Consider the following 23,259-nt stretch of genomic DNA (forward strand, 5'->3'; position numbering starts at 1 on the left):
CTCGCTGCATCATGCCGTTCGTTGCGACCTTCCAGCGTGGCCTGCATCGGGCAGGTAACCTGATCGCGGGCAAGTAGCCCCGAGCCGACGGCGCGCGGTCGCCGTCCCGCTCGGGGGACAGTGCGGCGTCTGCGGACAGCTGCTGAAGGGCCAGCCCATACAGGTGGGCACTCCGTTCAACCTGCAAGTCGTCAGTGCTTCTGCCGGATAGGGCGTGCGCCCGTCCCGGCGCCCATCGGCTTGCGCATCGCATGCCGGCGCATCTGCCGCGCGAAGGACTTCGCCCATGACCACGCCAAACAGCGATCGCCCTCGCCCGTCGCAGCCAGGGCAGAGCGACGATGCCGCCTCTTCGAAGGTGGTTTCGCTGCAGCAGCGACGGCGCGACCTGCAAAAACCGACGACGATCCGTCCGGACACGGATGGGGATCACGATCCAGGTCCCAGTGCGGCCTGACCAAGAGGGAAGCCTCCACGATGACCATCGCTGTGAAGAAGACACCGGACGGCACGGGCAAGCCGCGCATCAAGATGACCGTCGAGGATCACGAGCGCCTGTCCGCCCTGGCCGCGGCTGCGCAGGATCGAATGCCGGACGTCGCGTCCTGCCTGGCCGACGAGCTGGATCGCGCCCAGATCGTCGCGGGCCGCGGGCGCCTCCCGCCTTTCGTGCGGATGGGCTGCCAGGTCGAGTTCCGTGACGACACGACCGGCCGCGTGCAGATTGTCACCCTGGTCTATCCCGGTGAAGCCAATATCGAGCAGGGCAAGATCTCGGTGCTGACCCCGATCGGTGCGGCTCTGATCGGGCTGAGCACGGGTCAGTCGATCACCTGGGAGACACGCTCAGGCCTTACCAAGTCGCTGACAGTCCTGGACGTGCGCGAATCAGTCATTGCGTAGCCGGCTCATTGATGACCGGCGTGCACTGTCCGGCCGGCTTGTGCATGCCCGGTTGCTCTTGTATAGGCGCGGGCATGCGGAGACGACCTGATGCGAGGGGCCGATGCCGGACTATTCTGTTCCGGGCGAACACTCGCCTTCGCCGATCATCCCCCGCGCGGCCTCTGACATGATCTGCCGGGGGCTGGACGGACGGCCGGGCGATCTCCTTGAGCATCGCCCTGGCCCCTCCGGAGCAGCGGAGCGCCGGCGATGACGGCCGCTGTCTCTCGCGCGCGCTGGATGGGCGCGCTCATCATCATCATCGCCGCCGGCTTGCCGGGGGTCTTCTCGATCCTCCTGGCGACGCCGGACATTCCCGGCGTGCCGCGACTGGCGCTGGTGATCAACCCGCTGATCATGCTCGTCGTCCTGACGGCTGTCGGTGCGGCGCTCGCGCCGAAGCTCGGCTTCCGCTCGCGGCTCTACGACCATGCCTTGCGCCGCTCTCCCTGGCCCTCCTTGTGGTCCTGGCTCGGGCCGGCGCGCGTTGGGCTCGGTCTCGGCGTCATCCTCGCCCTCGCGGATTGGCTCACCGTACCGGTCTGGCGCGGAGCGAGCGCTCAACCGCCCGATATCGTGGAGGGCTGGACGCCGCACATGCTGGCCGCTGGCCTGCTCTACGGCGGCATTACCGAGGAGATCATGATCCGCTTCGGCTTGATGAGCCTGCTGACCTGGCTCGCAGCGTGGTTGCTGCGCCGGTCGAGCGCTCCGCTCGCCGCCGCGGCATGGACCGGCAATGTCGCCGCCGCCCTGTTCTTCGGCATCCTCCACCTGCCGGCCGTCGCGCTCACCGGGGCAGAGATCACGTCGGGCATCGCGGCCCGGACGATCCTGCTGAACGCGATCGGCGGCTTGACCTATGGCTGGCTCTTCATGCGGCAGGACCTCGAAAGCGCGATGGTCGCCCATGGTGCGACGCATCTCGGTTTCGCGGTCGCTGCGCTGGCCGTATCGCCTGCTCCCTGAGCTGCCGAGCCCGCACCGCTCTCAGACCAAAGGCCCGAGATGCCGACGCATCAAGGGCGCCCCTATGACAGCCCCAACCGCCCTCATGCTGAGGCGCCCGCGCTAGCGGGCCTCTGGCCGGCATCAGCCGGCACGCACGCCTGAACGTTCGTCCCAAATCCGGGTCGGCTGGTGGGAGCACCGGTCCGGGGTGCTTCGAGGCTGCGCGATCTTTGATCGCCGGCGCCTCAGCATGAGGAACGGGGCGGCTACCACGCAGGTCAGTTCCATCGAGTCTGCAGCTGTGATGCTTGTGAGAGCAGGGCGCCAAACGGACGCAATGGCGCGCGAGCATGTCACGGCGAGCGGCTTGAATTTCCCTAACACCTTGGCACGCCGCCCGGTTGCAACAAACCCATAACCAATCGCCTTCACCAAAACGAAGGCGGCGATCGTTATCATATTACCTATAAATCTTTTCAAGAATTCCAGGCTCCGATCCAAATATGCGCACCCACCTCTTCACGCTGCCGACATTCAAAAAGAAGCTCACAACCGGAGCAAGAAAGCCGAACGGTGCGATCCGTCGCCAAGCGGGATACACCGGCATTCGCTATAGCTTTGAGCAAAAACTGTCGATCCGTGTGTTTCTTGTCATTCTCTGCACAGCCACCCTCGCATTCACGATCATCGCCCCCACCTATCACGCGTTCACCCTGGCGCGACAGAACCTGCACGACATTCAGGATTACCGGCTGATCCTGGACGCGGCGACCTACATTTCGGCCGAGCGCGGTCCGGCCAATATCGTCATGTCCGAAGAGCCGTCATCCGACAGCATCGGGGCAAAGCGCCTTGCGGAGTATCGGGCGCGCACCGATGCGGCACTCGCCCGGATCGCCACGGCGTCCGACGCCCCGTTCGGGCTCCACAACCACCCGGTCCCGACCGGCCTGCTCGCGCGGGTCCGCGATCGGCTCGCCGCAGCGAGGGCCAAGGTCGATCACGTGGCGTCCCGTCCGCGCTCGCCGCTCAAACGCGAGGAGTTCCAGGACGCGATCGAAAGCATGTTCGCGGTGTTCGACGCATTCCAGGCTATCGTCTCGTGGAGAGCAGACGCGCTTGTCCAACACGACAGCGGCCTCGCTGCGCCCGTCCTCGTCGGTCAGATGCTGAGCGACCTTCGCGAGTATGGCGGCAGAATCGGCTCGGAGATCATCGCTCCGATCGCGACCGGAGAGAGGCTGCCCCTGAAGAATGTCGTCGACAGCAGGCGAAGCCAGCGCAGGTTGCTCGAACTCTGGCACATCATCCGGAGCCAGAGCGCACTTTACGGCAACCCGTCGCTGGCGGCGGGCCGCGCGGAAATCGACAGGCATTTCTTCGGCGACAGTCTCGGCTTGATCGACCGGCTGATCAGAGAGGGCCGGCAGCAGGGACGCTACTCCATGACGGCGACCGAATTCACCGAGCGCTTCGTTCCGACGATGCGGCCGATCGAGTCCTATCGCCGCGCCTTCCTCGATGCCGCCGTCGAGAGATTCGTGGAGGCGCGCGCCTTGGCCCTGGCGACGCTGACGACGGCCGTGCTGGTGACCTCGGCCACCGTCGCGCTCTTGATCGGCCTCATCCTCTCCATCAGGATTCACATTTTCCGCCCGCTCATCCACGCCCATGAGGAGGTCCGCAGGCTGGCCGAGGATCGGCCGGCCGTGCGTCAGCCGCGCCCGAGCCAGGCCGGTGAGATCCTCAGCCTGTTTCAGGCCATCGAGGTGCTCCAAGGCAAGATCGAGGAGCGTGCAACGATGACGAGCGAGTTGCGGGTTCAGGCGGAGACGGATGGCCTGACCGGGCTCCTGAATCGCCGCATGCTGGATCGCCTCGCGCAATCGCCACCCGGAAGCGCCGACGACAAGGTATGCCTCATCCTCATCGACATCGATCACTTCAAGGCGATCAACGACACCTACGGCCACGCGACCGGCGATCGCGTGCTGATCCAGATGGCCGAGCTGCTGCAGTCTGTGCTCCGCGCCAGCGACGTCATCGCTCGGTTCGGAGGCGAGGAATTCGCCGTTCTCGTGCCGGGCGCCGACCTGTCGGGCGCGATCACGGTGGCCAGAAAGGTTCGCATCGCTCTGCAACGCGCGCGTTTCACGACGCCGGACGGGACGCCCGTCAGGGTGACGGCGAGCTTCGGCGTTGCGCGTGGTCGGCGCGGCCAAGAGGCGTGGCCATGTCTGGTCGAGCTCGCCGACGAGGCGCTCTATCGGGCCAAGTCGGACGGCCGCAATCGCGTTCGCTTCGCGCGACGCATGGCGACGTCCGACCTCGCGCCCTCATCGCACGACGCTCGCGCGCCGGCCGCCATGGATCTCGGGTCCGCTCGGTGACGGGAATGCGTCTGCGCCCGTGGGAGGGGATGCTTCCGCCCTCGTCGAACCCGGCCTGTCCGCCCGACGCCGGCTCACGATTCGCCAAGCGCCGGGGCTCGGCGGCACCGCGCATCGGTTGATCGCGTCGTCCCCGGGCAACGACAGGACCGAGCCCGAGAGGCCGGGCGGCGCTGCGATGCGGCGCCCCGGTTCATCCGGTCCAGACCTGCCCCGGTCGCAGGGCAAGGAACCTGTCGGGCGGCAGGGACGCGGCGTCCAGCGCCGCCGCGAGCGCCATAGCGGGCTGCTCCACCCCTTCGTTGGTGAGCCGGAACGTTCCCCAGTGATGGCCGAGCGCCTGCGCGGCCCCGACCTCCATGGCGATGCGCACGGCCTCCTCCGGATTGATGTGCTGCGCCTGCATGAACCAGCGCGGCTCGTAGGCGCCGATCGGCAGCGTCGCAAGGCGCATCGGGCCGAAGCGGTCGCGGACGGTCCGGAAGATCGCGCCGTCGCCGTAGCCGGTGTCGCCCACATGGTAGAGCGCCCCGTGCGGGGTGGTGAGCACATAGGCGCTCCACAGCGCCATGCGGCGGTCGTTCATGCCGCGGGCCGACCAGTGATAGGCGGGCGCCAGATGGATCGCGATGCCGCCGAGATCGACCGTGCCGCCCCAGTCGCGGGTCTCGACCGCGATCGTCGCGTCGTAGGAACGGATGATCGCATCGTTGCCGAGCGGGGCGACGAAGAGCGGCTGGTGCTCCGCCCAGAGCCGAGCCAGAGTCGGCCCGTCGAGATGGTCGTAATGGTTGTGGGTGATCAGCACCGCGTCGATCGGCGGCAGGGCCTCGAAGGCGATCCCGGGCGGGTTCACGCGCCTGGGACCCGCGAAGCCGATCGGACTCGCCCGCTTCGCATAGACGGGGTCGATCAGGATGTTGCGGCCGGCCACCTGGATCAGCAGGCTGGCATGGCCGATATGGACGACCCGCAGGCCCGCGACCCGCTCGGGCGGGGTGTCGGCCGCGAAGGGGCTCGGGAAGTGCGACGGCCAGATCTCGCGCCGGCCGCCGAGCTGCCAGCGCGCCAGCTCGACGAGATCCTTGTCCTGCGGCTGGCCCGGCGAGAAGAAGCGCGTGCCGTCGAAATGATCGCTGACCGGCCCCCCGTAATAGGGATTGGAACTGCGCCGATGCGCGGCATAGCCCACGCCGCCGAGCGTCATCACGGTGACGGCGCTCGCGAGCCTGATGAGACGCCTGCGCTTCATGGCGCCACAGGTGGCGCGGATACGGCCGCGGTCAAGGCGGCGGCGCCAGGGCCGATGGCCGCGGTGCCGGCAGCTTGCGCCGCGGGCCGCCCTCCCCGACATTCTGGATGTCGTCAACAACGGAAAGGAGGTGATCCAGTGTCTCATTGTCATCAGCCGCGGTCGTCGGCGGACTTGGCCTGGATCGTCGCCTCCGGCCTTTGCGCCTGAGCGCCGATTGAGGAAGCCGCCGGACCGCGGTCCGGCAATGGAAGGGCCGCTCCGGAAACGGAGCGGCCCTTCGTCGCCTCCGGGCCGGCCCGTCAGGCGATCTTGTCCATCATCGCCGCCTCGGCCTCGGCAAGGAGGCGGCGCAGGGTCGCGTTCTCGGTTTCGAGTTCGTGGATGCGTTGCAGGAGAACCGCCGCGGAGGTCTCGACCGCTGCCGGCGCGGCCGGCGTCTCCATCCGGTCATTCTGGAAGGCGACGCCGACGCTGTCGCTGCGCCGCCAGCGCAAGGTGGCCTTGTAGAGCTTGTCCTTTGCCGGGATGAGCAGGTCGAAGGCGTCCGGCAGCACCGCCGTCTGGCTCAGCGTCAGCCGCGCGCCCGTGGCCGACAGGTCGCGGACCAGACAATCCATCGACGCATTGCCGTTGTTGAAGACGATGCGCCCCTTCAGGAAGGTCCGCAGACGCACCTCTTTGCGCAGTTCAGACATCCCGCAAACCCGGCCCTCCGGCTTCGACGAGCCGTCCGCCGGCAGCTTGCGCGCGGGTCATTAACGAATCTTCGACACGGTCGCCGAAGGGTCAGGCGCTCCCGGCATCCATGCACTGGAACAGATAGAAGCCGTTGAAGCGCACCGCGGTCGCCGCAGCCGCCCGGTCGAAGCCGAGGGGGTGCGCGCTGCCGTCAAGCTTGCCGTCGAAGACCCAGCGCGAGCCCGTGACGAAGGACGGCACCGCATAGTCTTCCGGAACCGCACAGACGAGGCCGCTCGGATCCTTCAGGCGGAAGAGGTTGTAGCTTCGCATCGGATCACCTCCGGCCTTGGCGGATATCAGGGTCGACCTCCTATCCGCCAAATCGGACGAGACTATGTCACGCCACATGACCTCATGCCATAGATGTCGCGCAGGATCACGCCCTTCCGAACAAAAGTTCCATCTTCTGTCTTCACATTGGCGTGTGCGTAAGATCCGATTCGAGCTGCGAAGGATAATGCCAGATCGTCCTGCATTCGGGCAATGATCTGCGGAATGTCACGTCCAATTGCGCAGGATCTGATCGGTCGTGGCCGTTTCGAGCTGCTGGCCGAAGCGCTGCTGATAGAGGGTGAGCATCGCGTCGTGCGTCTCGTCGGAGGAGGAGCAGAGGCCGTCCGTGGCGAGCACCATCCGGTAGCCCCGGTCGAGGGCGCCAAGCACCGTGGCGAGCACGCAGACATCCGTCTCGCCGCCGGTGATGACCAGGGTGTCGGCCCGGCGCTCCCGCAGGATCTGCTCGAGGCTCGATTCCAGCCAGGGTGAGTAGACGCGCTTGTCGACCACCTGCGCCGGCGGCGCGAAGGAGGCGAGGTCGGGAACGAGCGCGACCATGTCCTCGCCGAGTTGCTCGAGGGTCATGCAGGCCCAGCGCTCATAGTAGCGCTTCCAGCAGCCTCTCCCCTCTCCCGGGTTCCGCGCCGGGATGAAGCGGGTGAAGATGGTGCGCTCCGGAAAACGCTCGGCGAGGCGCCGCACCCGCGGCAGCACGCGCGCCATCCAGGGCATGTGCCATGCGGTCTGCTCGGCGAAGAGCCTCTGCATGTCGACGCACAGGTGCACGGCGGCGGCATCGAGCGGCCCGTTCGGCAGCGCATCGGTGTCGGCTGGCGTCGGCGTGCCCATCTCGGCGATCTCCCTGCTGATCCTCCGGGTCGCGCCCGGGGCGGGACAACACCGCAGGGCGGGCCGGTGTTTCTGGCGGGCCCGCATGGTTTCGCGGCGATGAAGGGGATGGGCCGGATTTCACGAGATCTCCTGACCGGCTCTTCGGTCTAAGCGAGGGCGGCGAAGTCCGCGCCGAACTTCGATAAAATTGCGCGGATCGATTTCAGCGCCCCCGAGCCTGCCTGCCGCCATGGTGTCGCCAACGAACGGGGACGGCACCGATGACGGGCGCGAGCGAAGGGATGACGAGGCGGATGATCACCCGGGGCGTGGCGGTCGCGCTGGCCGTGCTCGCCGGCGGGAGCCCGGGACAGGCGCAGACGCTGGCGGCGCTGCCCGCGCCGACCCTCGCGGCGCCCACCCTGGGCACCGCCCGACCGATCGCCGCCTGGACGGACTTCTGCCGCCGCTATGCGTCGGAATGCGCGGTGGATGTGAGCGAGCCGGACACGATCACGCTGAGCCCGCGGCTGTGGCAGACCATCACCGGCGTGAACCGCAGCGTGAACAGCCGCATCCGCCCGCTCACCGACCAGGAGCATTGGGGCGTGCCCGACCGCTGGGACCTGGCCGAGGACGGCACCGGCGATTGCGAGGATTACCAGCTGCTCAAGCGCAAGCTCTTGGCCGAGAGCGGCCTGCCGCGGCGGGCGATGCGCATGACGGTGGTGATCGACGAGAAGGGCGAGGGCCATGCGGTGCTGATGCTGCGCACCGACCGCGGCGACCTCGTGCTCGACAACAAGACCAGCGCGGTGCTGCCCTGGCACCGCACCGGCTACACTTTCATCAAGCGCGAGGCCCAGGACGCCGTCGCCTGGGTCTCGCTGGGCGGCGCCACCGGGCCGACCATGACCGCCAACCGCTGAAGGCGAATCAGCCGAAAAAGATGTGTCGAATTGGAACCGAATTGGGGCAGAGGCGTTCACTAAGGTTTAAATTTTTCGGTTGAGCGGGCCCCTCCCCCGTGGCAGCCTGTGTGCAAGAATGATGCACACAGGTCGATGGGGCAGATGCGGGTTGTGGTGGACGGCCTTGACCGGGCGAGCGGCGTCGATCGCCAGGGCCTCTTCTCACGTTGCGCCCGCGTCGCGCAGCTCACCCTGGTCGGTGCCACGCTGCTGATCGGGGGCGCGACGAGCCAAGCCCAGACGCAGACCCTCGCGGCCCTGCCGGACGCCAGCGCGGCAATCGAGCGCGGCGGCACTGCCAAGCCGGTGAGCGCCTGGACCGACTTCTGCCAACGCTATGCGGCCGAATGCGCCGTCGATACCAGCGAGCCGGCGGTCATCACCCTGACCCCGGCCCTGATGAAGACCCTCGTGGCGGTCAACCGGCGCGTCAATGCGCGGATCAAGCCTCTCACCGATCAGGTCCATTGGGGCGTCGTCGACCGCTGGGACTTTCCCGACGACGGATACGGCGACTGCGAGGATTATCAACTCCTCAAGCGCCGGATGCTGGTTGAGCGCGGTCTGCCGCGCCGTGCCCTGCGCATGACCGTGGTCATCGACGAGATCGGCGAAGGTCACGCCGTCCTGATGGTGCGGACCGATCGCGGCGACTACATCCTCGACAACAAGACGAACGCGATCCTGGCGTGGCAGCGCACCGGCTACACCTATGTGAAGCGCGAGGGCCAGGACAGCCTCGCCTGGGTGTCCCTCAACGGCGTCGCCTCGCCGGTCACGACCGCGAATCGCTGACGCCTCACGCTCCGGCAACGCGCTGAGCAAGGTCTAGGACGACGCGGCCCGACACGAGGCTCCAGCCGCAGGCGATCATCGTCGCCAGCATCACGAAGGGGATCGGGCGGCGCTCGATCCGCCGGCCGCGCACGGTGTTGCGCAGGATGATGAAGGGCGCGCCGAAGGCCAGCACCGGCAGGCAGGCCAGCGCGGCCACTCCCCCGCTCTGCAGCAGACCGAAGCTTGCGCGGCGGGCGGTGACGAGTTCGAAGCCGCTGGCCAGCAGCCCCGCAAAGGCGAGCCCGAGCACCAGGGTTTGCAGATTCTCGATGGCGGTCGGCGTGAGAATCATCGTCAGCTCCGTCGCGAGACCAGGACGGAGCCACTTTGCCGCGACGCTAACGGTTTGTTATGGTTAAGATTTTGTTATCCACAGGCAGGGCGCTGCCGTGCCGGCGTGAGACTGCGCGGGAGCTGCGAATCGCAGTAAGCCGGCGTTAAGCCTCGCGACCGATCGTCTCTGCGGAAGGCCGCCAGCACGGCCGGCCACCGGAGATGACCGCAATGGGACCGGGAGCAGGCGTCGCGATGGCGCGAAGGGCGCGGGAGGCCGCGCCGCGCCGGATTCCGATCGACCGGATGGTCGTGATGGCGGGCACGATCATTCTCGGCGGGGCGATCGCCAGCACCGGACTGGCCACGGCCTGGCTCACCCGGGCGCCGGCTCCCGTGGGCCTGCGCAGCACCGCCGATCCGGCCGGACGCCGCGTCGTGCTGCCGGCCGCCTGGTTCGCCGGGCCGGTCCCGGGCAGGGAAGCGGCCGAGCGGCTCGATCTCGTCATTCCCTGGATCGATCTCGCCGCGGCGGGCGGCCCCGACCGCCTGCACGTGACCATCACCCGCGCACCCGACACGGAGGCTCCGCTGAGCCCCGCCCGGCGCTATGCCCGCTTCCTTACCGCCACGGTGGAGCCCCTCGCCGAGGGGCTGGTGCGGCGGCGCTTCAAGCCAGGCTCACCCTTCGAGGGCGAGGATCTCTACCTCGCTGAGGCCGATGGCAGCCGCTTTGCGGCACGCTGCGCCGCGCAAGGAACGCTCTCGGCGCCGGAGACCGCCTGCCTGAGCGAGGTGCAGGTCGGCGACCTCTCGTTCCGGCTGCGCTTCGCGGCCGATCGCCTGTCCGCCTGGAGCGGGGCGCTCCAGGCGCTCGAACGCCTCTTCGGCACCGCGCCGACCGGCGGCTGAGCGACCCTCAATCCTCGAGATCGGTGTCGAGGATCGCCATCGAGAAGTTGTAGGAGCGATCGCCGTCCTCATCGTCGACCGACAGAACGCCGATGAACTCCTCGCCGAGATAGACCTCCGCCGAATCCGTCTTCTTCGGGCGGGCGACGAGACGGAGGGAATGGTTGGCGAACTTGCGGCGAAGGTAGCCCTCCACCTTCGCCATTTCGGTCTTGTTCACGCTGGCCTCTTCGCTTTAGCCGTGAAGACGCCCCGGCCGCGGGGAAGTCGGGCCCGGTGCGGAGCGCCGCGGGCGGCCGGGAATGGGCGTCCGCCTTGCCACGCGCAAACCGGCGGGGCAAGCGCGGGCCGGCGCTCAGATGCCGTCCATCGCGTGGACGAACTGGTCCATGTCGACGAGCTGATCCATGGCGCGGGCCGGGTCGGAGCAGCCGGCCGAGCCCACGACGCGGGCCGGCACGCCCACGACGGTCGTGCAGGGGGGCACCGGATGGAGCACCACCGATCCCGCCGCGACCCGGGCGCAGGCCCCGACCTCGATGTTGCCGAGGATCTTGGCGCCCGCCCCGATCATCACGCCGTGGCGGATCTTCGGATGCCGGTCGCCGCCATGCTTGCCCGTACCGCCGAGGGTGACCGCGTGGAGCATCGAGACGTCGTCCTCGATCACTGCCGTCGAGCCGACCACGAGCCCGGTCGCATGGTCGAGGAAGATGCCCCGCCCGATCTGGGCGGCCGGGTGGATATCGGTCTGGAAGACTTCCGACGACCGGCTCTGCAGGTAGAGCGCGAGATCGCGGCGGCCGCGGGTCCACAGCCAGTTGCTCAGGCGATGGGCCTGGATGGCGTGGAAGCCCTTGAAGTAGAGCATCGGCTCGAGGGCGCGGGTCGTGGCCGGATCCCGGTCGATCACGGCGCCGATATCGGCGCGGAAGGCCTGCCCGATGCGCGGATCATCCGCTACCGCCTCGGCGAAACTCTGGGCGATCAGGTCGGCGGAGAGAGCCGGGTGTCCGAGCCGCGAGGCGACCCGATGGGACACGGCGGATTCGAGCGAGCCGTGGTTGAGGATGGTCGCGACGATGAAGGAGGCGAGGCGCGGCTCGTCGCGGACCACGACCTCGGCTTCCTGGCGCAGCCGCCGCCAGACCGGATCGACCACCCCGGCGATCGCGTCCTGCCGGGGCTGGGTGGGAGAGGGGGTGGACGACATCGATCTTCTCCTCGGCAGGAGGGATTCGGCGGCATCACTGCGCATGAACCCCATACTCCAAGCGAAAACATTCGCATAGGCTGGGGAGCCGACCGGCCCCGGGCAAGGGCCCGCCCCGATCTCGGATGGCCGATGGTGCGTCCGGACCCGGCAGGCTCGCGCGGGCGCCGGCCCGGCGGCGAGCCGGGATCAGCGGCGCTGCCGCAGGCCGAAATGCCCCTCGACCAGGCCCGTGAGGCGCCCGGCCGTCTCCGCCACGGTGAGATCGGCGGTGTCGAGCACCGCCCGGGCCCGGGCATAGAGCGGCTCGCGGCTGATGAGCACCGCCCGCAATTCGCGCAGCGCCCGGTCGTTGTCGGGTAGGCGCGCCGGGGCGGCGCCGAGCGCCGTCTGCTCGCGCACGCGGCGCAGGTGCTCCTCCGGCCGCGCCTTCAGCCAGACGGTGAAGAAGGAGGACAGAAGGAGATCGAGGGTGAGCGGCTCGGCGACGATGCCGCCGCCGGTCGCCAGCACCAGCGGCCCCTCATCGGCCGTGAAGCGGCGCAGCGCCGTCTGCTCCAGGCGCCGATAGCCTTCCTGGCCATAGATCGCGAAGATTTCCGCCACCGAAAGGCCGTTCTCGCGCTCGATCTCGCGATTGAGCTCGACGAAGCGCCAGCCGAGCCGCTCCGCGAGGATGCGCCCGAGGGTGGATTTGCCCGCGCCGCGCAGGCCGATCAGCGCCACCCGCAGGGGGCCGGCCTCGCCGGCCCGGCCGGCCTCGTCGGCCCGCATGCCGCCGACGCCCGAGAGGATGCGCTTGGCTTCCGCCACCTGCGCGGCCGAGGCACCCTGCAGCAGGTCGCGCACCACCGGCCAGTCGGGCGAGCTGTCGATCGGGGCGATCAGATCCTCCAGCCGCACGCCCATCGCGTTCGCCACCCGGCGCAGGAGGATGATCGAGACGTTGCCCTGCCCGGTCTCGAGCTGCGCGATGTAGCGTTCCGAGAGCCCGGAGGTCTGCGACAGCACCTTGCGGGACATGGCCCGCACGGCCCGCGCGGTCCGCACGCGCTGGCCGAGCTCGGCGAGGAAGCGGCCCTCGGCCTCCTCGCCGGTGCCGTGCGCCGTGCCGTCGTTCACCGGACGATCCCGGGTCGCAACGCCGGAGGAAGCCTGCGCATCGGAGGGGGGCCGCGCGAGAGAGAGGGAGGGACCAGGGGACATCGCCTTGAAAAACTCGTGAGAGAGCTCGGATCCGCCACCCGACGGACCTCGCAGCCGGGCGGCCCTGGACCGGCCGAGCCGCCTGCTTACCGCATAGGAAACGGGCTGGCGACAGGCCGTGTTGCATCGCACACCGCCCGAAACGGCATGATTCGACGCAAAGTCGCAGCTGTCTCACGCGAATGCCGCAAGAACCGGACCGTTTCCGGCCCGATCCGGCGGCTATTCCGCCGCGGCCTTCACCCCACCCGCTCGACCGCGAGCGCCACGCCCTGCCCGACCCCGACGCATAGGGTGGCAAGGCCAAGGCGCCCGCCCCGCCGCACAAGTTCGCGCGTCGCCGCGCCGGCGATGCGGGCGCCCGACATGCCGAGCGGATGGCCGAACGCGATGGCCCCGCCATGCGGGTTGACGTGCTCGGCATCGTCCGGGAGGCCGAGACCCCGCAGGCAGGCGAGCGACTGGGACGCGAAGGCCTCGTTGAGCTCGATCACGTCGAAGTCGGAGGGCTTGAGCCCGAGCCGGGCGCAGAGCGCCGTCACGGCCGGGACCGGCCCGATCCCCATCACCCGGGGCGGCACGCCCGCCGAGGCGAGCCCGAGCACCCGGGTAAGCGGCGTGAGGCCGTGGCGCGCGGCGGCCTCGGCGCTCGCCAGCACCAGAGCGGCCGCACCGTCATTGACGCCCGACGCATTGCCCGCGGTCACGGTGCCGTCCCGGCGCACGAAGGGCTTGAGCTTGGCGAGGCCCTCCGCAGTGGTCTCGGGCCGGGGATGCTCGTCCCGGTCGACACGGCGATGATCCCCCTGGCGGGTCGGAATCGCGACGGCCGTGATCTCCTGCGCGAGGATGCCGTCCGCCTGCGCCCGGGCTGCGCGCTCCTGCGAGCGCAGCGCGAAGGCGTCCTGGTCCGCACGGCTGATCTGGAAGTCCTCGGCCACGTTCTCGGCGGTCTCCGGCATCGAATCGACGCCGTACTGGTGCTTGAGCATCGGGTTGATGAAGCGCCAGCCGATCGTGGTGTCGTGGATCTCCGCCTGCCGCTGCCAGGCGCCCTCGCTCTTGCCCATGACGAAGGGCGCGCGGGTCATCGATTCGACCCCGCCCGCGAGCGCGAGGTCGATGTCGCCCGAGCGGATCGCGCGGGCGGCGGCCCCGACCGCGTCGAGACCGGAGGCGCACAGGCGGTTGAGGGTCAGGCCCGGCACGGTCTCGGGCAGGCCCGCCAGCAGGAGCGCCATGCGGGCGACGTTGCGGTTGTCCTCACCCGCCTGGTTGGCGCAGCCGAGGAACACCTCCTCCACCCCGTCCTTCAGCGACGGGTTCCGGTGCAGGAGCGCGGCGAGCGGGATGGCCGCAAGGTCGTCTGCCCGCACGGAGGCGAGCGCGCCGCCGTAGCGCCCGATCGGCGTGCGCACGAAGTCGCAGATATAGACGTCCCGCGTCTCGCCCATGGGAGTCTCCCTGATCCGGATCGGCCGCGCTTTCGAAAACGCGGTACGGCGGATCATAGCGGCGTTCGGCCGGGAACGAAAACCGCGTCCGGGAAACCGGGATGGTTCGGGCCGAGCCTACTGGGTGACGGCGGGCGTGGCTTCGGGCGCCGCGGAGGCCGTCATCGGAGCCGGCGGCGCGGGCTTCCTCACGGCGAAATGGCGGAACTCGACCGGACGGCGGGGCGGCAGCGGGACAGTGATCCGCGCGGGCGCGGCCTCGGGATCGGCCACGGCGGCTGGCTCGGCGGAAGCGACGGTAGCCACGGCGGGCGCTGCGGCGGCAGGGGCCTGCCCGGTCGCTTGCGGAGCCGCCGCGGGCGGCTCCGGCATGGCCGCGACGCCGCCCCGCAGACCGTAGGTCGGCACCGGGAGGCCCGCCACCGGGGAAGCGGCCGCATAGGCGAGGACCGGCGACACAGCCGGACGCGGGGGCGGCAGCGGCGCGGCCATCAGCGTCGGCCCGGTCGGCGTCGGCGCGGCGGATGCCGGGGCCGCCGTCGCCGGCTGCGCCTCGGCCGGCGCCGCCTGCATCGGGGCGGCCTGCGGCTGAACGGCGTTCGAGAGGGCGGCGATGGAGGGATCCGCCGAGGCGGTCACGACGGGCGCGCGTGTGGCGGAGCCGCCGAAGATCTTGCCGAAGAACTGGTTGAGCGGGTTCGCCGGTGCCGGGGGCGGCGGCTCGAGCTCCGCCACGTCCGTGCGGATGCCGGCGCGCTTGGCGGCATAGTAATAGCCCCTGGCGTAGTAGCTGTAGGCCTGCGCCTCGTTGCCCCGGGCCGTCTTGTAGGCGCCCGCCAGATAGGCCACGCCGTAAGTGAGGTTCACCTTGGCGTCGAGCAGGCCGGAGGCGGGACCGCTATAGCCGAGGGCGCGGGCGGTGCCGTGCTTGATCTGCATCAGGCCGAGCGCGCCGCCCCGGCCCACGGCACGCGGGTTGTATCCGCTCTCGCGCTTCACCACCCGGTGCACGAAGCTTGCCGGGAGGCCGTTCGCCTTCGCATGGGCCTCGATCAGCGCGTCGATGTTGTCGCGGGGGCTCTCCAACGCCAGGGCCGGAAGGGGTGCCGCGACCGCAAGGACGGCGAGAGGGAGGCGTTGGCGCATGCACGGACCCGTTGCTGGAAGGCATGTGCGGAATCGCACACCCGGGAAGCAGAGCCGTGGTCCGGTCGAAATACGGCAGGAAAGAGACTTGGCTGTAACAGGGCGGTGAGAAACGGCTTCGCTCGGCCGGTTTCATGCTCGGCTGTGGCTCGGGAAGCACAGCCGTTCGCGGCGAGCCTCAGAGCCCCAGTCGAACCCCATGGTGAATGGATCAAATCCTTCAGATTAAGCGATTTTTATCCGAGCGCCGGGCCGCTCGCGCGGCAGGCGCCGGCCTCATCCTCGCTTGCGTGCAGGATGCCGGAGCCTGGAATGACCACAGGTCAGCGCCCGGCCCGCGCCTCGGCGAGCCATGCGCCCCGGAAGCTGAAGACGGTGTCGCCGTGCTGGTTCACCCCCGTGGCGGTGTGGCCGACGAGGCCCCAGCCGGGCCGCGACCGGGACGGGCGGGCCTCGGTGATGGTCGCGGCGTAGCGGATCGTGTCGCCCGCATAGACGGGTTTCAGCCATTTCAGGTCCCGGAAGCCCGGAGACGGGCCGCTCGCGGCCACGGGTTCGCCCCGCTCCCGGGCTGCCGCAACGCCCCGCTCGCGGGCCGCGACCATCCGGTTCATCCAGGCGGCGGCGGTGTGCCAGCCGGAGGCGCAGAGGCCGCCGAAATGGCTCGCCCGCGCCGCCGCCTCGTCCAGGTGGAAGGGCTGCGGGTCGAAGGCGCGGGCGAAGCGCAGGATCTCCTCGCGCGCGAAGCGATAGCTGCCGAGATCGTAGGTCGCGCCGACCTCCAGCGTCTCGACGGGACCGGCCGGGAAGGCGGTGAGCGGATCCGCAGCGTCGGCGGGAGCGTCCGGTGCGGGCGGCACCGCGCGCGGGGGCAGCGGGGCGGCGCCGCGGCGACCGAACATCACCCAGCAATCCTGGATCATCACGGTCTCGCCCGCGCCGTTGGCGAGGTCGAGCCGGAGGCGGACGAAGCCGCGATCGGGCTTCGAGACCGAGGGGCGACTCTCGCGCACGGTGAGCCGCGAGGACAGCGTGTCGCCGGGCCGGACCGGCCGCAGCCAGCGCACCTCGTCGATCCCCGGCGAACCCATCGCGTTCGCCTTCAGGATGAGGCTCTCGGCGATAAGCCGCATGCCGAGGGCACAGCTGTGCCAGCCGGACGCGATCAGGCCGCCGAGAAGGCTGTCGCGCGCCGCCTCCTCGTCGAGATGGAAGGGCTGCGGGTCGAAGGCGCGGGCGAAGCCGATGATGTCCTCGCGCGTGACCGCGATCGGACCGCCCGCGAGAGTGAGGCCGGGGACGAGGTCTTCGAAATGGTAGCGGAGCATCGCGCGAAGCCGGGCAGACAAGGTATCCGCTCCGGCTAGCATCCGGTGCGCCGTACGGCCAGTCTCATACCAACGGTCATTTCCAATGATCGTTGGTCTCAGTTCACGACCGGCCCGGCTGACCTTGACGGATGAACCCGACTGCAAGGCCCCCGATGGCAGCCCCACCGGTCCTCATGCTGAGGTGCTCCGAAGGAGCCTCGAAGCACCCCGGACCGGTGTTCCCATCCACCAGAGCCTCGGACCACCGTTCCGGCGTGCTTCGAGGGCCGGCTCCGCCGCCACCTCAGCATGAGGAGCGGGGCGGCTGCCATGCAGGTCCGTTTCTATTCAGCCGAAGGCGCCCGCCGCCTTGTGGGCTTGGCGGATCGGCTCGGGCAGCCGGAACTTCGGCGTGCAGGCGAGGACCAGCGCGACGGCGCTCGGAATGTCGGCGAGGTGGCCGGGCGAGACGAAGAGCGGGTGCGTGCCCGTGCGGGTGCGGACCACCGCGCCGATGGTCTCGCCCCGGTCGACGAGCGGCACATGGGCGCCCTTCTCCTCGGGCAGCGGGTCGTTGCGGCCGACGAGGCGGGTCTTGCCGCAGCCGATCGTCGGCCGTTCCAGCCACAGGCCCATGTGGCAGGCGATGCCGATGCGCCGCGGATGGGCCGTGCCCATGCCGTCGAACAGGAAGACGTCGGGACCGCTCCTGAGCTGCTCCAGAGCCTCCTCCAGAACCGGCCCCTCGCGGAAGCTGAGGAGGCCGGGAATGTAGGGGAAGGGCGTCGGGCGCTCGGCCGTGACGGTCTCGACCACGCGGAAATCCGGATAGGTCGAGACCACGATCGCCGCATGCGAGCGGTTCTGCTTCACGCTGACATCGACGCCCGCAACGAGTCGCACGGTACGAAGATCGATGGGACGGTCCGCCACGACCTCTCCGGCGAGCCGCTTCTGCAGGGCGACCGCCTCCGCGGGGCTCACGTCCCAGGCATGGCGCGGATGCAGCTTCATGTCTTATCCCAACGGCCCAGGCTGCTGGCGCAGCGGGTGCTGCTGCATCGGGCCGTTGACCATCTCGAATTGTCGACATCAAGCCAAAGGCTTGGCGACAATGCGAGAGCAAAACCAACGGTCATTTCCTATGACCGTTGGTGTCAGTTGGCGAAGCGGAAATGCAGCACGTCGCCGTCCTGCACCAGGTAATCCTTGCCTTCGAGCCGCAGCTTGCCGGCCTCGCGGGCCCCGGCCTCGCCCTTGAGCGCGACATAATCCGCGAAGGCGATGGTCTCGGCCCGGATGAAGCCCTTCTCGAAGTCGGTGTGGATCACGCCGGCCGCCGCGGGGGCGCGGGTGCCCTGGGTAATGGTCCAGGCGCGGGCCTCCTTGGGCCCGACCGTGAAGTAGGTGATGAGGCCGAGGAGCTCGTAGCCGGCCCGGATCACCCGGTTGAGGCCCGGCTCCGTGAGGCCGACCGCTTCGAGGTATTCCGTCTGCTCGGCCGGGGGCAGCACCGCGATCTCGCTCTCGATCTTGGCCGAGACGACGACCGCCTTGGCGCCCTCGGCAGCGGCGCGCGCGAACACCGCCTGCGAATGGGTGTTGCCGCCCTCGGCCGACGCCTCCTCGACGTTGCAGACGTAGAGGACGGGCTTCGCCGTCATCAGCCCGAGCTGGGCGAAGGGACGCTCCTCCTCGGGCTTGCGCTCGACGAGCCGGGCGGGCTTGCCGTCGCGCAGGAGCGGGAGCGCGCGCTGCACGAGGTTAAGCACCTCCTTGGCCTCCTTGTCGGAGCCCTTGGCCTTCTTCTCGAGGGCCGGAAGCCGCTTCTCCAGGCTCTCCAGATCCGCGAGCATCAGCTCGGTCTCGATCGTCTCGATGTCGGCGATCGGGTCGACCTTGCCCTCGACATGGGTGACGTCGCCATCCTCGAAGCAGCGCACCACATGCGCGATGGCGTCGACCTCGCGGATATTGGCCAGGAACTGGTTGCCGAGGCCCTCCCCCTTCGAGGCACCGCGGACCAGGCCGGCGATGTCCACGAAGGTCAGCCGCGTCGGGATGATCTCCTTCGAGCCCGCGATCCCGGCGAGGTCGTCGAGGCGCGGATCCGGCACCGCCACCTCGCCCACATTCGGCTCGATGGTGCAGAAGGGATAGTTCGCCGCCTGGGCGGCCGCCGTCTGCGTCAGCGCGTTGAAGAGCGTCGACTTGCCGACATTCGGCAGGCCGACGATGCCGCATTTGAAGCCCATCGGTTCATCCTCGTCGCAAGGAGCGGCCGGCGGCCGGCGCATCCTTTCGGATTGTGGTGTCGGACGGTCGGATCAAGCCTGCTTGTCTCCGACCCGCCTGACGTCGTCCCAACCCCTCCCCTGCAGGGCGAGGTGGACCTTGTTCTGGAACGCCGCGTCCTCGCCCGCGGCGAGGAGCGCCGCGTGGTCGGCGAGCGCGTCGCAGAGGTCGTCGACCCAGGGGCGCTCGGCCTTGGCGAAGTCGTTGAGCACGTAGGCGTGGACGAGCGCCTTGTCGCCCGGATGCCCGATGCCGAGCCGCACCCGCCAGTACTCGTTGCCGCACAGCGCCGTGATCGAGCGCAGGCCGTTATGACCCGCATTGCCGCCGCCGCGCTTCACCCGCACCTTGGTCGGGCCGAGGTCGAGCTCGTCGTGGAACACCACCACGTCGTCGAGGGCGATCTTGTAGAAGCGCTGCGCCTCGGCGACCGCCCGGCCCGATTCGTTCATGTAGGTCTCGGGCTTGAGCAGCAGCACGCGCTCGCTCCCGAGCACGGCCTCGCTCGCCTCGCCCTGGAACTTGCGGCGCCAGGGGGCGGCGCGGTGGCGGCGCGCGATGGCGTCGAGCGCCATGAAGCCGATATTGTGCCGGTTGCCCGCGTAGCGGGATCCGGGATTGCCGAGGCCGACGAACAGCCGCATGGCGCTTCAGGGTTCCCCGAACGGCGAAACGCCCCGGCAGCAGGCCGGGGCGCTCGAGAGATGGGTGGGAGACGAGCCGGACCGGCTCAGCCCTCCTTGGTGGTCTCGGCGGGGGCGGCCTCGGACACGGCGGCCTCCTCGGCCGCAGCGGGAAGCACCGTCGGCGGCACCAGCGTCGCCACCGTCTCGGACGGATCGAGGGCGAGGCTCGCGCCGGCCGGCAGGGCGAGGTCGGACACGTGGATCGTGTCGCCGATGTCCTTGCCGGTCAGGTCGACATCGATCGCGTCGGGAATCGCATCGGGCGAGACTTCGAGGGCGACCGTATGGTGGACGACGTTGAGCATGCCGCTCTTCTGCTTCAGGCCCGGGGCCGCGTCCTGGTTGACGAAATGCACCGGCACCTCGACCGCGACGGTCTGACCCGCGGTCACGCGCAGGAAGTCGACATGCAGCGGCAGATCCTTGACCGGATCGAGCTGGTAGTCGCGCGGGATCGCCCGGATCTTGCGGCCACCGACCTCGATCTCGAAGACGGTGGTGAGGAAGCCGCCGCCATAGATCAGATGATGGGTCTGGTTCGCGTCGAGCGAGATCGATTGCGGCGACTGGCCGCCCCCGTAGATGACGGCGGGCACCCGACCCTGGCGACGAACGGCCCGGGCGGCCCCCTTGCCGACCCGGTCGCGTGCCACGGCCTCAAGCGGCTTCACGGCGCTCATGGCGTGATCCTTCAGATTGTGTGAGTGGCTCAAACGCCGAAGGCCGCTCCGATCGAGAGCGGCCTTGTGAACCGACGTCGCCGCGCCCCGGCCTCCAAGGGTGTCCGGCAGCGCGGGCGGGCTTATAGCGGCGCAACGGCGGGATGGCAAGGAGCGGGGCTCGGACGGTGCCGCGCCGATGCCTGCCTCTGCGGAAACCGGTCCGAAACCATGCGGCCCGAAGGGGCCGCGCCTGCCGGACCGCGGCCAGCAATCCTTAAACGAACCCCGCCGAGGATGCGCCGTCCTCTGGCCAAGGAGACGGCGATGACGCGTCCGCTACACTGGGCCCTCGGTGTTCTGGCCCTCTCCGCCTGTTTCGGCAGCGGCACCGTCGAGCGCGTCGCAGCGGGCCTCAGGGAGCGGCAGGCTCCGGCGGTCGCCGCAACCTCCGGCACGTCCGAGGCCCCCGTGGTGACCCTGCAGCAGGATTGGAGCGGCCATTACTCCGTTCATCCCCTGGTCGAGGGACGGCGGCTGCGCATGATGGTCGATACCGGAGCCACGCTCTGCGCCTTCACGCAGGAGGATGCGGAGCGCGCCGGCCTGCGGGTGAGCGAGCGGGACTTCCGCCGGCCGATGAGCACCGCGAACGGTGTGGTCTATGCGGCCCCCGTCCGGATCGGCGAGATGCAGGTCGGCGGCATCACGATCCGCGGCGTCGAGGCGGTGGTCCTGCCCCGCGGACGCCTCGGCACCAGCCTGCTCGGCATGTCGTTCCTGCGCCGGCTGCGCAGCTTCGAGGCGGCGGGCGGACGCCTCACCCTGCGGGGCTGAGCGCCGCCGGCCCTGCGCTGGGCCCGTGCCGCTCGCGGCCTCAGCCGGTGAAGGTGGCCGGACAGGGTGCACCGGCCGCGGAGCCGTTCGGGAGCGTCACCTCCGGCCCGGCCCCGTTATGGGTCGCGCCGTTCCGCACCGGCCAAGGGATCACCTCGGACAGCGTCGTCAGGTTCGCGACAGTGGAGAAAGCTGATCCGAGCAGCGGCGTATAGGTCATGGTCAGTTCCGCCTGGATGTAGCGCGCCCCCTTGTACTTGTAAGCCCCCGGCGGGACCGGAGGCGTCGTCGAGGGCAGAACCGAGACCGTGCCCGGGTCGGTGGCGCCGGCGATCCGGCTGCCGGAACAGATCCTCACCTGCGCACCGGCATCGTCGTAGACGCCGATCGCCTTCACGGTGAATGTCGCCTTCGATGCGTCGTAGGGCTGCATCACCGCCTTCGCCGCCTTTACGATCAGCTGCAGGGAACTCTGCGACACCTGATCCTGCTCGCGGGAGAGCAGATCCGCCATGGTGCGGGCCGCGAGCGTCACCTTGCGGCTGGTGTTGATGTACTGGGTGAGTTCGGCCACACCGAAATAGAGCGACAGCATCAGCGGAAGGATGAGCGCAAACTCCACGGCGGCGACCGCCTCGGCCGCGCGCCGGAAACGGCGAACGGCCCGGAGCGGCGCGAGGCCGTCCCGCACCTGGATCGACAGCCGGTCCATCACTTGTACGGCTCCGTGCGGAAGGCGACGGTCGATTGCAGCAGGCGTTGGTTGGAGCCGAACGTCGCCGGATTGATCATGCTGAAGAAGATCGGGAAGGCGACCGCGGCCTGGACGATCACGATCTTGCCCGGGCCGGGCGGTTTGCCGCCGGCATCGAGGTAACGCGTGCCGAAGCCGGTGGCCCAGCCCTTGGTGGAGGGGTCGACCGGGCTGATCGCCGCGAAGCTGGCATTGTCGTCGAGGGTGCGGATATCGACCTTGACGGCGCTGCAGTTGAAGATCGTCACCCGGTTCGCGCAAAGATTGTTCCGAAACGCGGTCAGCGCCTGCTCGCTGGTGGTCGCGCTGACGCCGGTCTGAGTCTGGAACGCGCCCGTATAGATCTGGCGCGACGCATTGGACACGGCCGCATCGAGCAATTGGCCGGCGAAGAACGCGATCGCCGTCTCGATGATGGCGGCCAGGAGGCCGAAGAACGGGATTGCCACCAGGCTGAACTCGACGGCGGTGGCGCCTTGCTGCGCCCGCCCGAAGGCGCGCAGGCTGCGGGTCAGGGCTCGAACGGGATGGCGGGACATGCCGGGGACTCGCGTGCCGGCGTCTCCTGCGCCAGCCGTTCCGTCATGGCTTGCCGGAAAAGACTTGCGGAAACGTTGCGTCAATTCCCGTCTATTTCGGGGTGGCGAGGCCGTTGCGCTGGCCCGCCTGGGAGCTGACCTCGCTGAAGTAGCGTTGCGCGTCGCCGAGCTGGACGGAGGGCTGGCAGGCCGGGGTGCAGGAATAGGATTCCCGCTCGAGGCCGCGCTGGACCGTGACGACCGACGAGGTCGCGGCCTGCACGCTGATGAAGGATTCCGCCAGCATCGTCCCAGCCGCGTCGAGGGCGATCAGGTTGGTGCTGCCGAAGCTCTTTCCGGTCAGGATGACGATGCCGTTCCGCTGCAGCGTGACATCGGCGATGATCGGATTGCCCACCACCACGGTCGCGGTGCGTTCGGGCAGCCGAATGATCTTGGCATTGTCGACCGATACCACCACCATGCCAGGATCGGCGCCGGCCTCCAGGGCCTGCGCGACACCCGAGGCACAGGCCAGCACGGCGAGGAGCAGGGCAGCGCTCAGCGGAGCGCGCAGGCGGGCGGTCTGCGGACGCATCGTGTCGGGCCTCGGCGGCGGGAACGCGGCGCCCGCATGGTAACGGCGACGATGGTTGAGGAAGTGCTAATCCGGGCATTGCGCCTGCCCCGTCCGGCCCTGCCGGTCCCGTGCGGCGATGACACAGCGCCGCCGCCCACGCGATAGACGTCGCGATTGTCTAAATTGATCTCGAAACTTTCGGTTGCTAATCTCATCTTC

25 protein-coding genes are annotated in these 23,259 nt (G+C 69.4%); 7 read left to right on the forward strand and 18 right to left on the reverse strand.

All coding sequences use genetic code 11. From position 1 onward, the window contains the following. Positions 1 to 477 precede the first annotated feature (477 nt). The 3 genes from rnk to MNOD_RS13330 all read left to right on the forward strand — a co-directional run bounded on the left by rnk (position 478) and on the right by MNOD_RS13330 (position 4,286). Positions 478 to 903 (forward strand): nucleoside diphosphate kinase regulator, encoded by a 426-nt coding sequence (gene rnk / locus MNOD_RS13320; protein WP_015929425.1) that lies wholly within the window; start codon positions 478 to 480, stop codon positions 901 to 903. 252 nt (positions 904 to 1,155) lie between these two features. After that, positions 1,156 to 1,914, forward strand: coding sequence for a CPBP family glutamic-type intramembrane protease (locus MNOD_RS41485; RefSeq protein ID WP_015929426.1), 759 nt, complete (start codon positions 1,156 to 1,158; stop codon positions 1,912 to 1,914). A gap of 485 nt (positions 1,915 to 2,399) precedes the next feature. Continuing rightward, positions 2,400 to 4,286, forward strand: a complete 1,887-nt coding sequence (locus tag MNOD_RS13330; protein ID WP_015929427.1) for a GGDEF domain-containing protein — start codon at positions 2,400 to 2,402, stop codon at positions 4,284 to 4,286. Between the two features lie 193 nt (positions 4,287 to 4,479). Here MNOD_RS13330 and MNOD_RS13335 read toward each other — a convergent pair whose 3' ends face one another. The 4 genes from MNOD_RS13335 to MNOD_RS13350 form a co-directional block, all read right to left on the reverse strand. Further along, a complete protein-coding gene (locus MNOD_RS13335) occupies positions 4,480 to 5,538 on the reverse strand; it encodes an MBL fold metallo-hydrolase (RefSeq protein WP_015929428.1) in 1,059 nt (352 codons plus the stop codon). 302 nt (positions 5,539 to 5,840) lie between these two features. Continuing rightward, entirely contained in the window at positions 5,841 to 6,236 is a 396-nt protein-coding gene (locus MNOD_RS13340) for a PilZ domain-containing protein (protein ID WP_015929429.1), read from the reverse strand. A 91-nt stretch (positions 6,237 to 6,327) separates the two neighbouring features. Continuing rightward, a complete protein-coding gene (locus MNOD_RS13345) occupies positions 6,328 to 6,552 on the reverse strand; it encodes a hypothetical protein (RefSeq protein ID WP_015929430.1) in 225 nt (74 codons plus the stop codon). 228 nt (positions 6,553 to 6,780) lie between these two features. Beyond that, positions 6,781 to 7,407, reverse strand: a complete 627-nt coding sequence (locus MNOD_RS13350; RefSeq protein WP_015929431.1) for a cysteine hydrolase family protein — start codon at positions 7,405 to 7,407, stop codon at positions 6,781 to 6,783. A 296-nt stretch (positions 7,408 to 7,703) separates the two neighbouring features. Here MNOD_RS13350 and MNOD_RS13355 point away from each other — a divergent pair, with 296 nt between their 5' ends. Further along, positions 7,704 to 8,318, forward strand: coding sequence for a transglutaminase-like cysteine peptidase (locus MNOD_RS13355; RefSeq protein WP_425277508.1), 615 nt, complete (start codon positions 7,704 to 7,706; stop codon positions 8,316 to 8,318). 144 nt (positions 8,319 to 8,462) lie between these two features. Further along, positions 8,463 to 9,155, forward strand: coding sequence for a transglutaminase-like cysteine peptidase (locus MNOD_RS13360; RefSeq protein ID WP_015929433.1), 693 nt, complete (start codon positions 8,463 to 8,465; stop codon positions 9,153 to 9,155). Positions 9,156 to 9,159: 4 nt separating this feature from the next. Here MNOD_RS13360 and MNOD_RS13365 read toward each other — a convergent pair whose 3' ends face one another. Next, positions 9,160 to 9,489: a DUF6949 family protein gene (locus tag MNOD_RS13365; protein WP_015929434.1), complete on the reverse strand. Its 330-nt coding sequence runs from the start codon at positions 9,487 to 9,489 to the stop codon at positions 9,160 to 9,162. Between the two features lie 212 nt (positions 9,490 to 9,701). Between MNOD_RS13365 and MNOD_RS13370 the strand changes: the two genes are divergently transcribed. After that, a complete protein-coding gene (locus MNOD_RS13370) occupies positions 9,702 to 10,382 on the forward strand; it encodes a hypothetical protein (protein WP_015929435.1) in 681 nt (226 codons plus the stop codon). 7 nt (positions 10,383 to 10,389) lie between these two features. On the opposite strand, the gene MNOD_RS13375 is transcribed toward MNOD_RS13370, so the two are convergent. The 10 genes from MNOD_RS13375 to MNOD_RS13420 form a co-directional block, all read right to left on the reverse strand. Then, a complete protein-coding gene (locus tag MNOD_RS13375; protein ID WP_425277509.1) occupies positions 10,390 to 10,587 on the reverse strand; it encodes a DUF3126 family protein in 198 nt (65 codons plus the stop codon). Positions 10,588 to 10,737: 150 nt separating this feature from the next. After that, positions 10,738 to 11,595, reverse strand: a complete 858-nt coding sequence (gene cysE, locus MNOD_RS13380) for a serine O-acetyltransferase (protein ID WP_015929437.1) — start codon at positions 11,593 to 11,595, stop codon at positions 10,738 to 10,740. Between the two features lie 189 nt (positions 11,596 to 11,784). Further along, positions 11,785 to 12,801, reverse strand: coding sequence for a helix-turn-helix transcriptional regulator (locus MNOD_RS13385; protein ID WP_015929438.1), 1,017 nt, complete (start codon positions 12,799 to 12,801; stop codon positions 11,785 to 11,787). A 239-nt stretch (positions 12,802 to 13,040) separates the two neighbouring features. Next, complete coding sequence (pcaF, locus tag MNOD_RS13390) at positions 13,041 to 14,255, reverse strand: 3-oxoadipyl-CoA thiolase (RefSeq protein WP_015929439.1); 1,215 nt, start codon at positions 14,253 to 14,255, stop codon at positions 13,041 to 13,043. A gap of 117 nt (positions 14,256 to 14,372) precedes the next feature. After that, positions 14,373 to 15,401, reverse strand: a complete 1,029-nt coding sequence (locus MNOD_RS13395) for a transglycosylase SLT domain-containing protein (RefSeq protein WP_015929440.1) — start codon at positions 15,399 to 15,401, stop codon at positions 14,373 to 14,375. Positions 15,402 to 15,724: 323 nt separating this feature from the next. Beyond that, positions 15,725 to 16,729, reverse strand: a complete 1,005-nt coding sequence (locus MNOD_RS13400) for a MaoC family dehydratase (RefSeq protein ID WP_015929441.1) — start codon at positions 16,727 to 16,729, stop codon at positions 15,725 to 15,727. A 330-nt stretch (positions 16,730 to 17,059) separates the two neighbouring features. Beyond that, complete coding sequence (gene nfi / locus MNOD_RS13405; protein WP_015929442.1) at positions 17,060 to 17,725, reverse strand: deoxyribonuclease V; 666 nt, start codon at positions 17,723 to 17,725, stop codon at positions 17,060 to 17,062. Positions 17,726 to 17,868: 143 nt separating this feature from the next. Then, the gene (gene ychF, locus MNOD_RS13410; protein WP_015929443.1) at positions 17,869 to 18,966 is read right to left on the reverse strand and encodes a redox-regulated ATPase YchF; all 1,098 of its coding nucleotides are present in this window, start codon (positions 18,964 to 18,966) and stop codon (positions 17,869 to 17,871) included. Between the two features lie 72 nt (positions 18,967 to 19,038). Then, on the reverse strand, positions 19,039 to 19,650 hold the full coding sequence (gene pth, locus MNOD_RS13415; RefSeq protein ID WP_015929444.1) for an aminoacyl-tRNA hydrolase: 612 nt from the start codon (positions 19,648 to 19,650) through the stop codon (positions 19,039 to 19,041). 86 nt (positions 19,651 to 19,736) lie between these two features. Further along, complete coding sequence (locus MNOD_RS13420) at positions 19,737 to 20,372, reverse strand: 50S ribosomal protein L25/general stress protein Ctc (RefSeq protein WP_015929445.1); 636 nt, start codon at positions 20,370 to 20,372, stop codon at positions 19,737 to 19,739. A gap of 306 nt (positions 20,373 to 20,678) precedes the next feature. Between MNOD_RS13420 and MNOD_RS13425 the strand changes: the two genes are divergently transcribed. After that, on the forward strand, positions 20,679 to 21,188 hold the full coding sequence (locus tag MNOD_RS13425) for a retropepsin-like aspartic protease family protein (RefSeq protein ID WP_015929446.1): 510 nt from the start codon (positions 20,679 to 20,681) through the stop codon (positions 21,186 to 21,188). Between the two features lie 40 nt (positions 21,189 to 21,228). On the opposite strand, the gene MNOD_RS13430 is transcribed toward MNOD_RS13425, so the two are convergent. From MNOD_RS13430 to MNOD_RS13440, 3 genes are all read right to left on the reverse strand, one after another. Then, positions 21,229 to 21,900, reverse strand: a complete 672-nt coding sequence (locus MNOD_RS13430) for a TadE/TadG family type IV pilus assembly protein (RefSeq protein ID WP_015929447.1) — start codon at positions 21,898 to 21,900, stop codon at positions 21,229 to 21,231. Next, positions 21,900 to 22,481: a TadE/TadG family type IV pilus assembly protein gene (locus tag MNOD_RS13435; protein ID WP_015929448.1), complete on the reverse strand. Its 582-nt coding sequence runs from the start codon at positions 22,479 to 22,481 to the stop codon at positions 21,900 to 21,902. Before MNOD_RS13435 ends, MNOD_RS13430 begins: the two co-directional genes overlap by 1 nt. A gap of 91 nt (positions 22,482 to 22,572) precedes the next feature. Next, positions 22,573 to 23,058, reverse strand: coding sequence for a pilus assembly protein N-terminal domain-containing protein (locus tag MNOD_RS13440; protein ID WP_015929449.1), 486 nt, complete (start codon positions 23,056 to 23,058; stop codon positions 22,573 to 22,575). Between the last annotated feature and the right edge of the window lie 201 nt (positions 23,059 to 23,259).

This window comes from Methylobacterium nodulans ORS 2060 (assembly GCF_000022085.1).
Lineage (GTDB): Bacteria > Pseudomonadota > Alphaproteobacteria > Rhizobiales > Beijerinckiaceae > Methylobacterium > Methylobacterium nodulans.

What these genes read in the sequence shown, in the direction of transcription:
- rnk (WP_015929425.1), top strand. Translation starts at nt 478, where the DNA reads ATGACCATCGCTGTGAAGAAGACACCGGACGGCACGGGCAAGCCGCGC.
- MNOD_RS41485 (WP_015929426.1), top strand. Translation starts at nt 1,156, where the DNA reads ATGACGGCCGCTGTCTCTCGCGCGCGCTGGATGGGCGCGCTCATCATC.
- MNOD_RS13330 (WP_015929427.1), top strand. Translation starts at nt 2,400, where the DNA reads ATGCGCACCCACCTCTTCACGCTGCCGACATTCAAAAAGAAGCTCACA.
- MNOD_RS13335 (WP_015929428.1), bottom strand. Translation starts at nt 5,538, where the DNA reads ATGAAGCGCAGGCGTCTCATCAGGCTCGCGAGCGCCGTCACCGTGATG.
- MNOD_RS13340 (WP_015929429.1), bottom strand. Translation starts at nt 6,236, where the DNA reads ATGTCTGAACTGCGCAAAGAGGTGCGTCTGCGGACCTTCCTGAAGGGG.
- MNOD_RS13345 (WP_015929430.1), bottom strand. Translation starts at nt 6,552, where the DNA reads ATGCGAAGCTACAACCTCTTCCGCCTGAAGGATCCGAGCGGCCTCGTC.
- MNOD_RS13350 (WP_015929431.1), bottom strand. Translation starts at nt 7,407, where the DNA reads ATGGGCACGCCGACGCCAGCCGACACCGATGCGCTGCCGAACGGGCCG.
- MNOD_RS13355 (WP_425277508.1), top strand. Translation starts at nt 7,704, where the DNA reads ATGATCACCCGGGGCGTGGCGGTCGCGCTGGCCGTGCTCGCCGGCGGG.
- MNOD_RS13360 (WP_015929433.1), top strand. Translation starts at nt 8,463, where the DNA reads ATGCGGGTTGTGGTGGACGGCCTTGACCGGGCGAGCGGCGTCGATCGC.
- MNOD_RS13365 (WP_015929434.1), bottom strand. Translation starts at nt 9,489, where the DNA reads ATGATTCTCACGCCGACCGCCATCGAGAATCTGCAAACCCTGGTGCTC.
- MNOD_RS13370 (WP_015929435.1), top strand. Translation starts at nt 9,702, where the DNA reads ATGGGACCGGGAGCAGGCGTCGCGATGGCGCGAAGGGCGCGGGAGGCC.
- MNOD_RS13375 (WP_425277509.1), bottom strand. Translation starts at nt 10,587, where the DNA reads ATGGCGAAGGTGGAGGGCTACCTTCGCCGCAAGTTCGCCAACCATTCC.
- cysE (WP_015929437.1), bottom strand. Translation starts at nt 11,595, where the DNA reads ATGTCGTCCACCCCCTCTCCCACCCAGCCCCGGCAGGACGCGATCGCC.
- MNOD_RS13385 (WP_015929438.1), bottom strand. Translation starts at nt 12,801, where the DNA reads ATGTCCCCTGGTCCCTCCCTCTCTCTCGCGCGGCCCCCCTCCGATGCG.
- pcaF (WP_015929439.1), bottom strand. Translation starts at nt 14,255, where the DNA reads ATGGGCGAGACGCGGGACGTCTATATCTGCGACTTCGTGCGCACGCCG.
- MNOD_RS13395 (WP_015929440.1), bottom strand. Translation starts at nt 15,401, where the DNA reads ATGCGCCAACGCCTCCCTCTCGCCGTCCTTGCGGTCGCGGCACCCCTT.
- MNOD_RS13400 (WP_015929441.1), bottom strand. Translation starts at nt 16,729, where the DNA reads ATGCTCCGCTACCATTTCGAAGACCTCGTCCCCGGCCTCACTCTCGCG.
- nfi (WP_015929442.1), bottom strand. Translation starts at nt 17,725, where the DNA reads ATGAAGCTGCATCCGCGCCATGCCTGGGACGTGAGCCCCGCGGAGGCG.
- ychF (WP_015929443.1), bottom strand. Translation starts at nt 18,966, where the DNA reads ATGGGCTTCAAATGCGGCATCGTCGGCCTGCCGAATGTCGGCAAGTCG.
- pth (WP_015929444.1), bottom strand. Translation starts at nt 19,650, where the DNA reads ATGCGGCTGTTCGTCGGCCTCGGCAATCCCGGATCCCGCTACGCGGGC.
- MNOD_RS13420 (WP_015929445.1), bottom strand. Translation starts at nt 20,372, where the DNA reads ATGAGCGCCGTGAAGCCGCTTGAGGCCGTGGCACGCGACCGGGTCGGC.
- MNOD_RS13425 (WP_015929446.1), top strand. Translation starts at nt 20,679, where the DNA reads ATGACGCGTCCGCTACACTGGGCCCTCGGTGTTCTGGCCCTCTCCGCC.
- MNOD_RS13430 (WP_015929447.1), bottom strand. Translation starts at nt 21,900, where the DNA reads ATGGACCGGCTGTCGATCCAGGTGCGGGACGGCCTCGCGCCGCTCCGG.
- MNOD_RS13435 (WP_015929448.1), bottom strand. Translation starts at nt 22,481, where the DNA reads ATGTCCCGCCATCCCGTTCGAGCCCTGACCCGCAGCCTGCGCGCCTTC.
- MNOD_RS13440 (WP_015929449.1), bottom strand. Translation starts at nt 23,058, where the DNA reads ATGCGTCCGCAGACCGCCCGCCTGCGCGCTCCGCTGAGCGCTGCCCTG.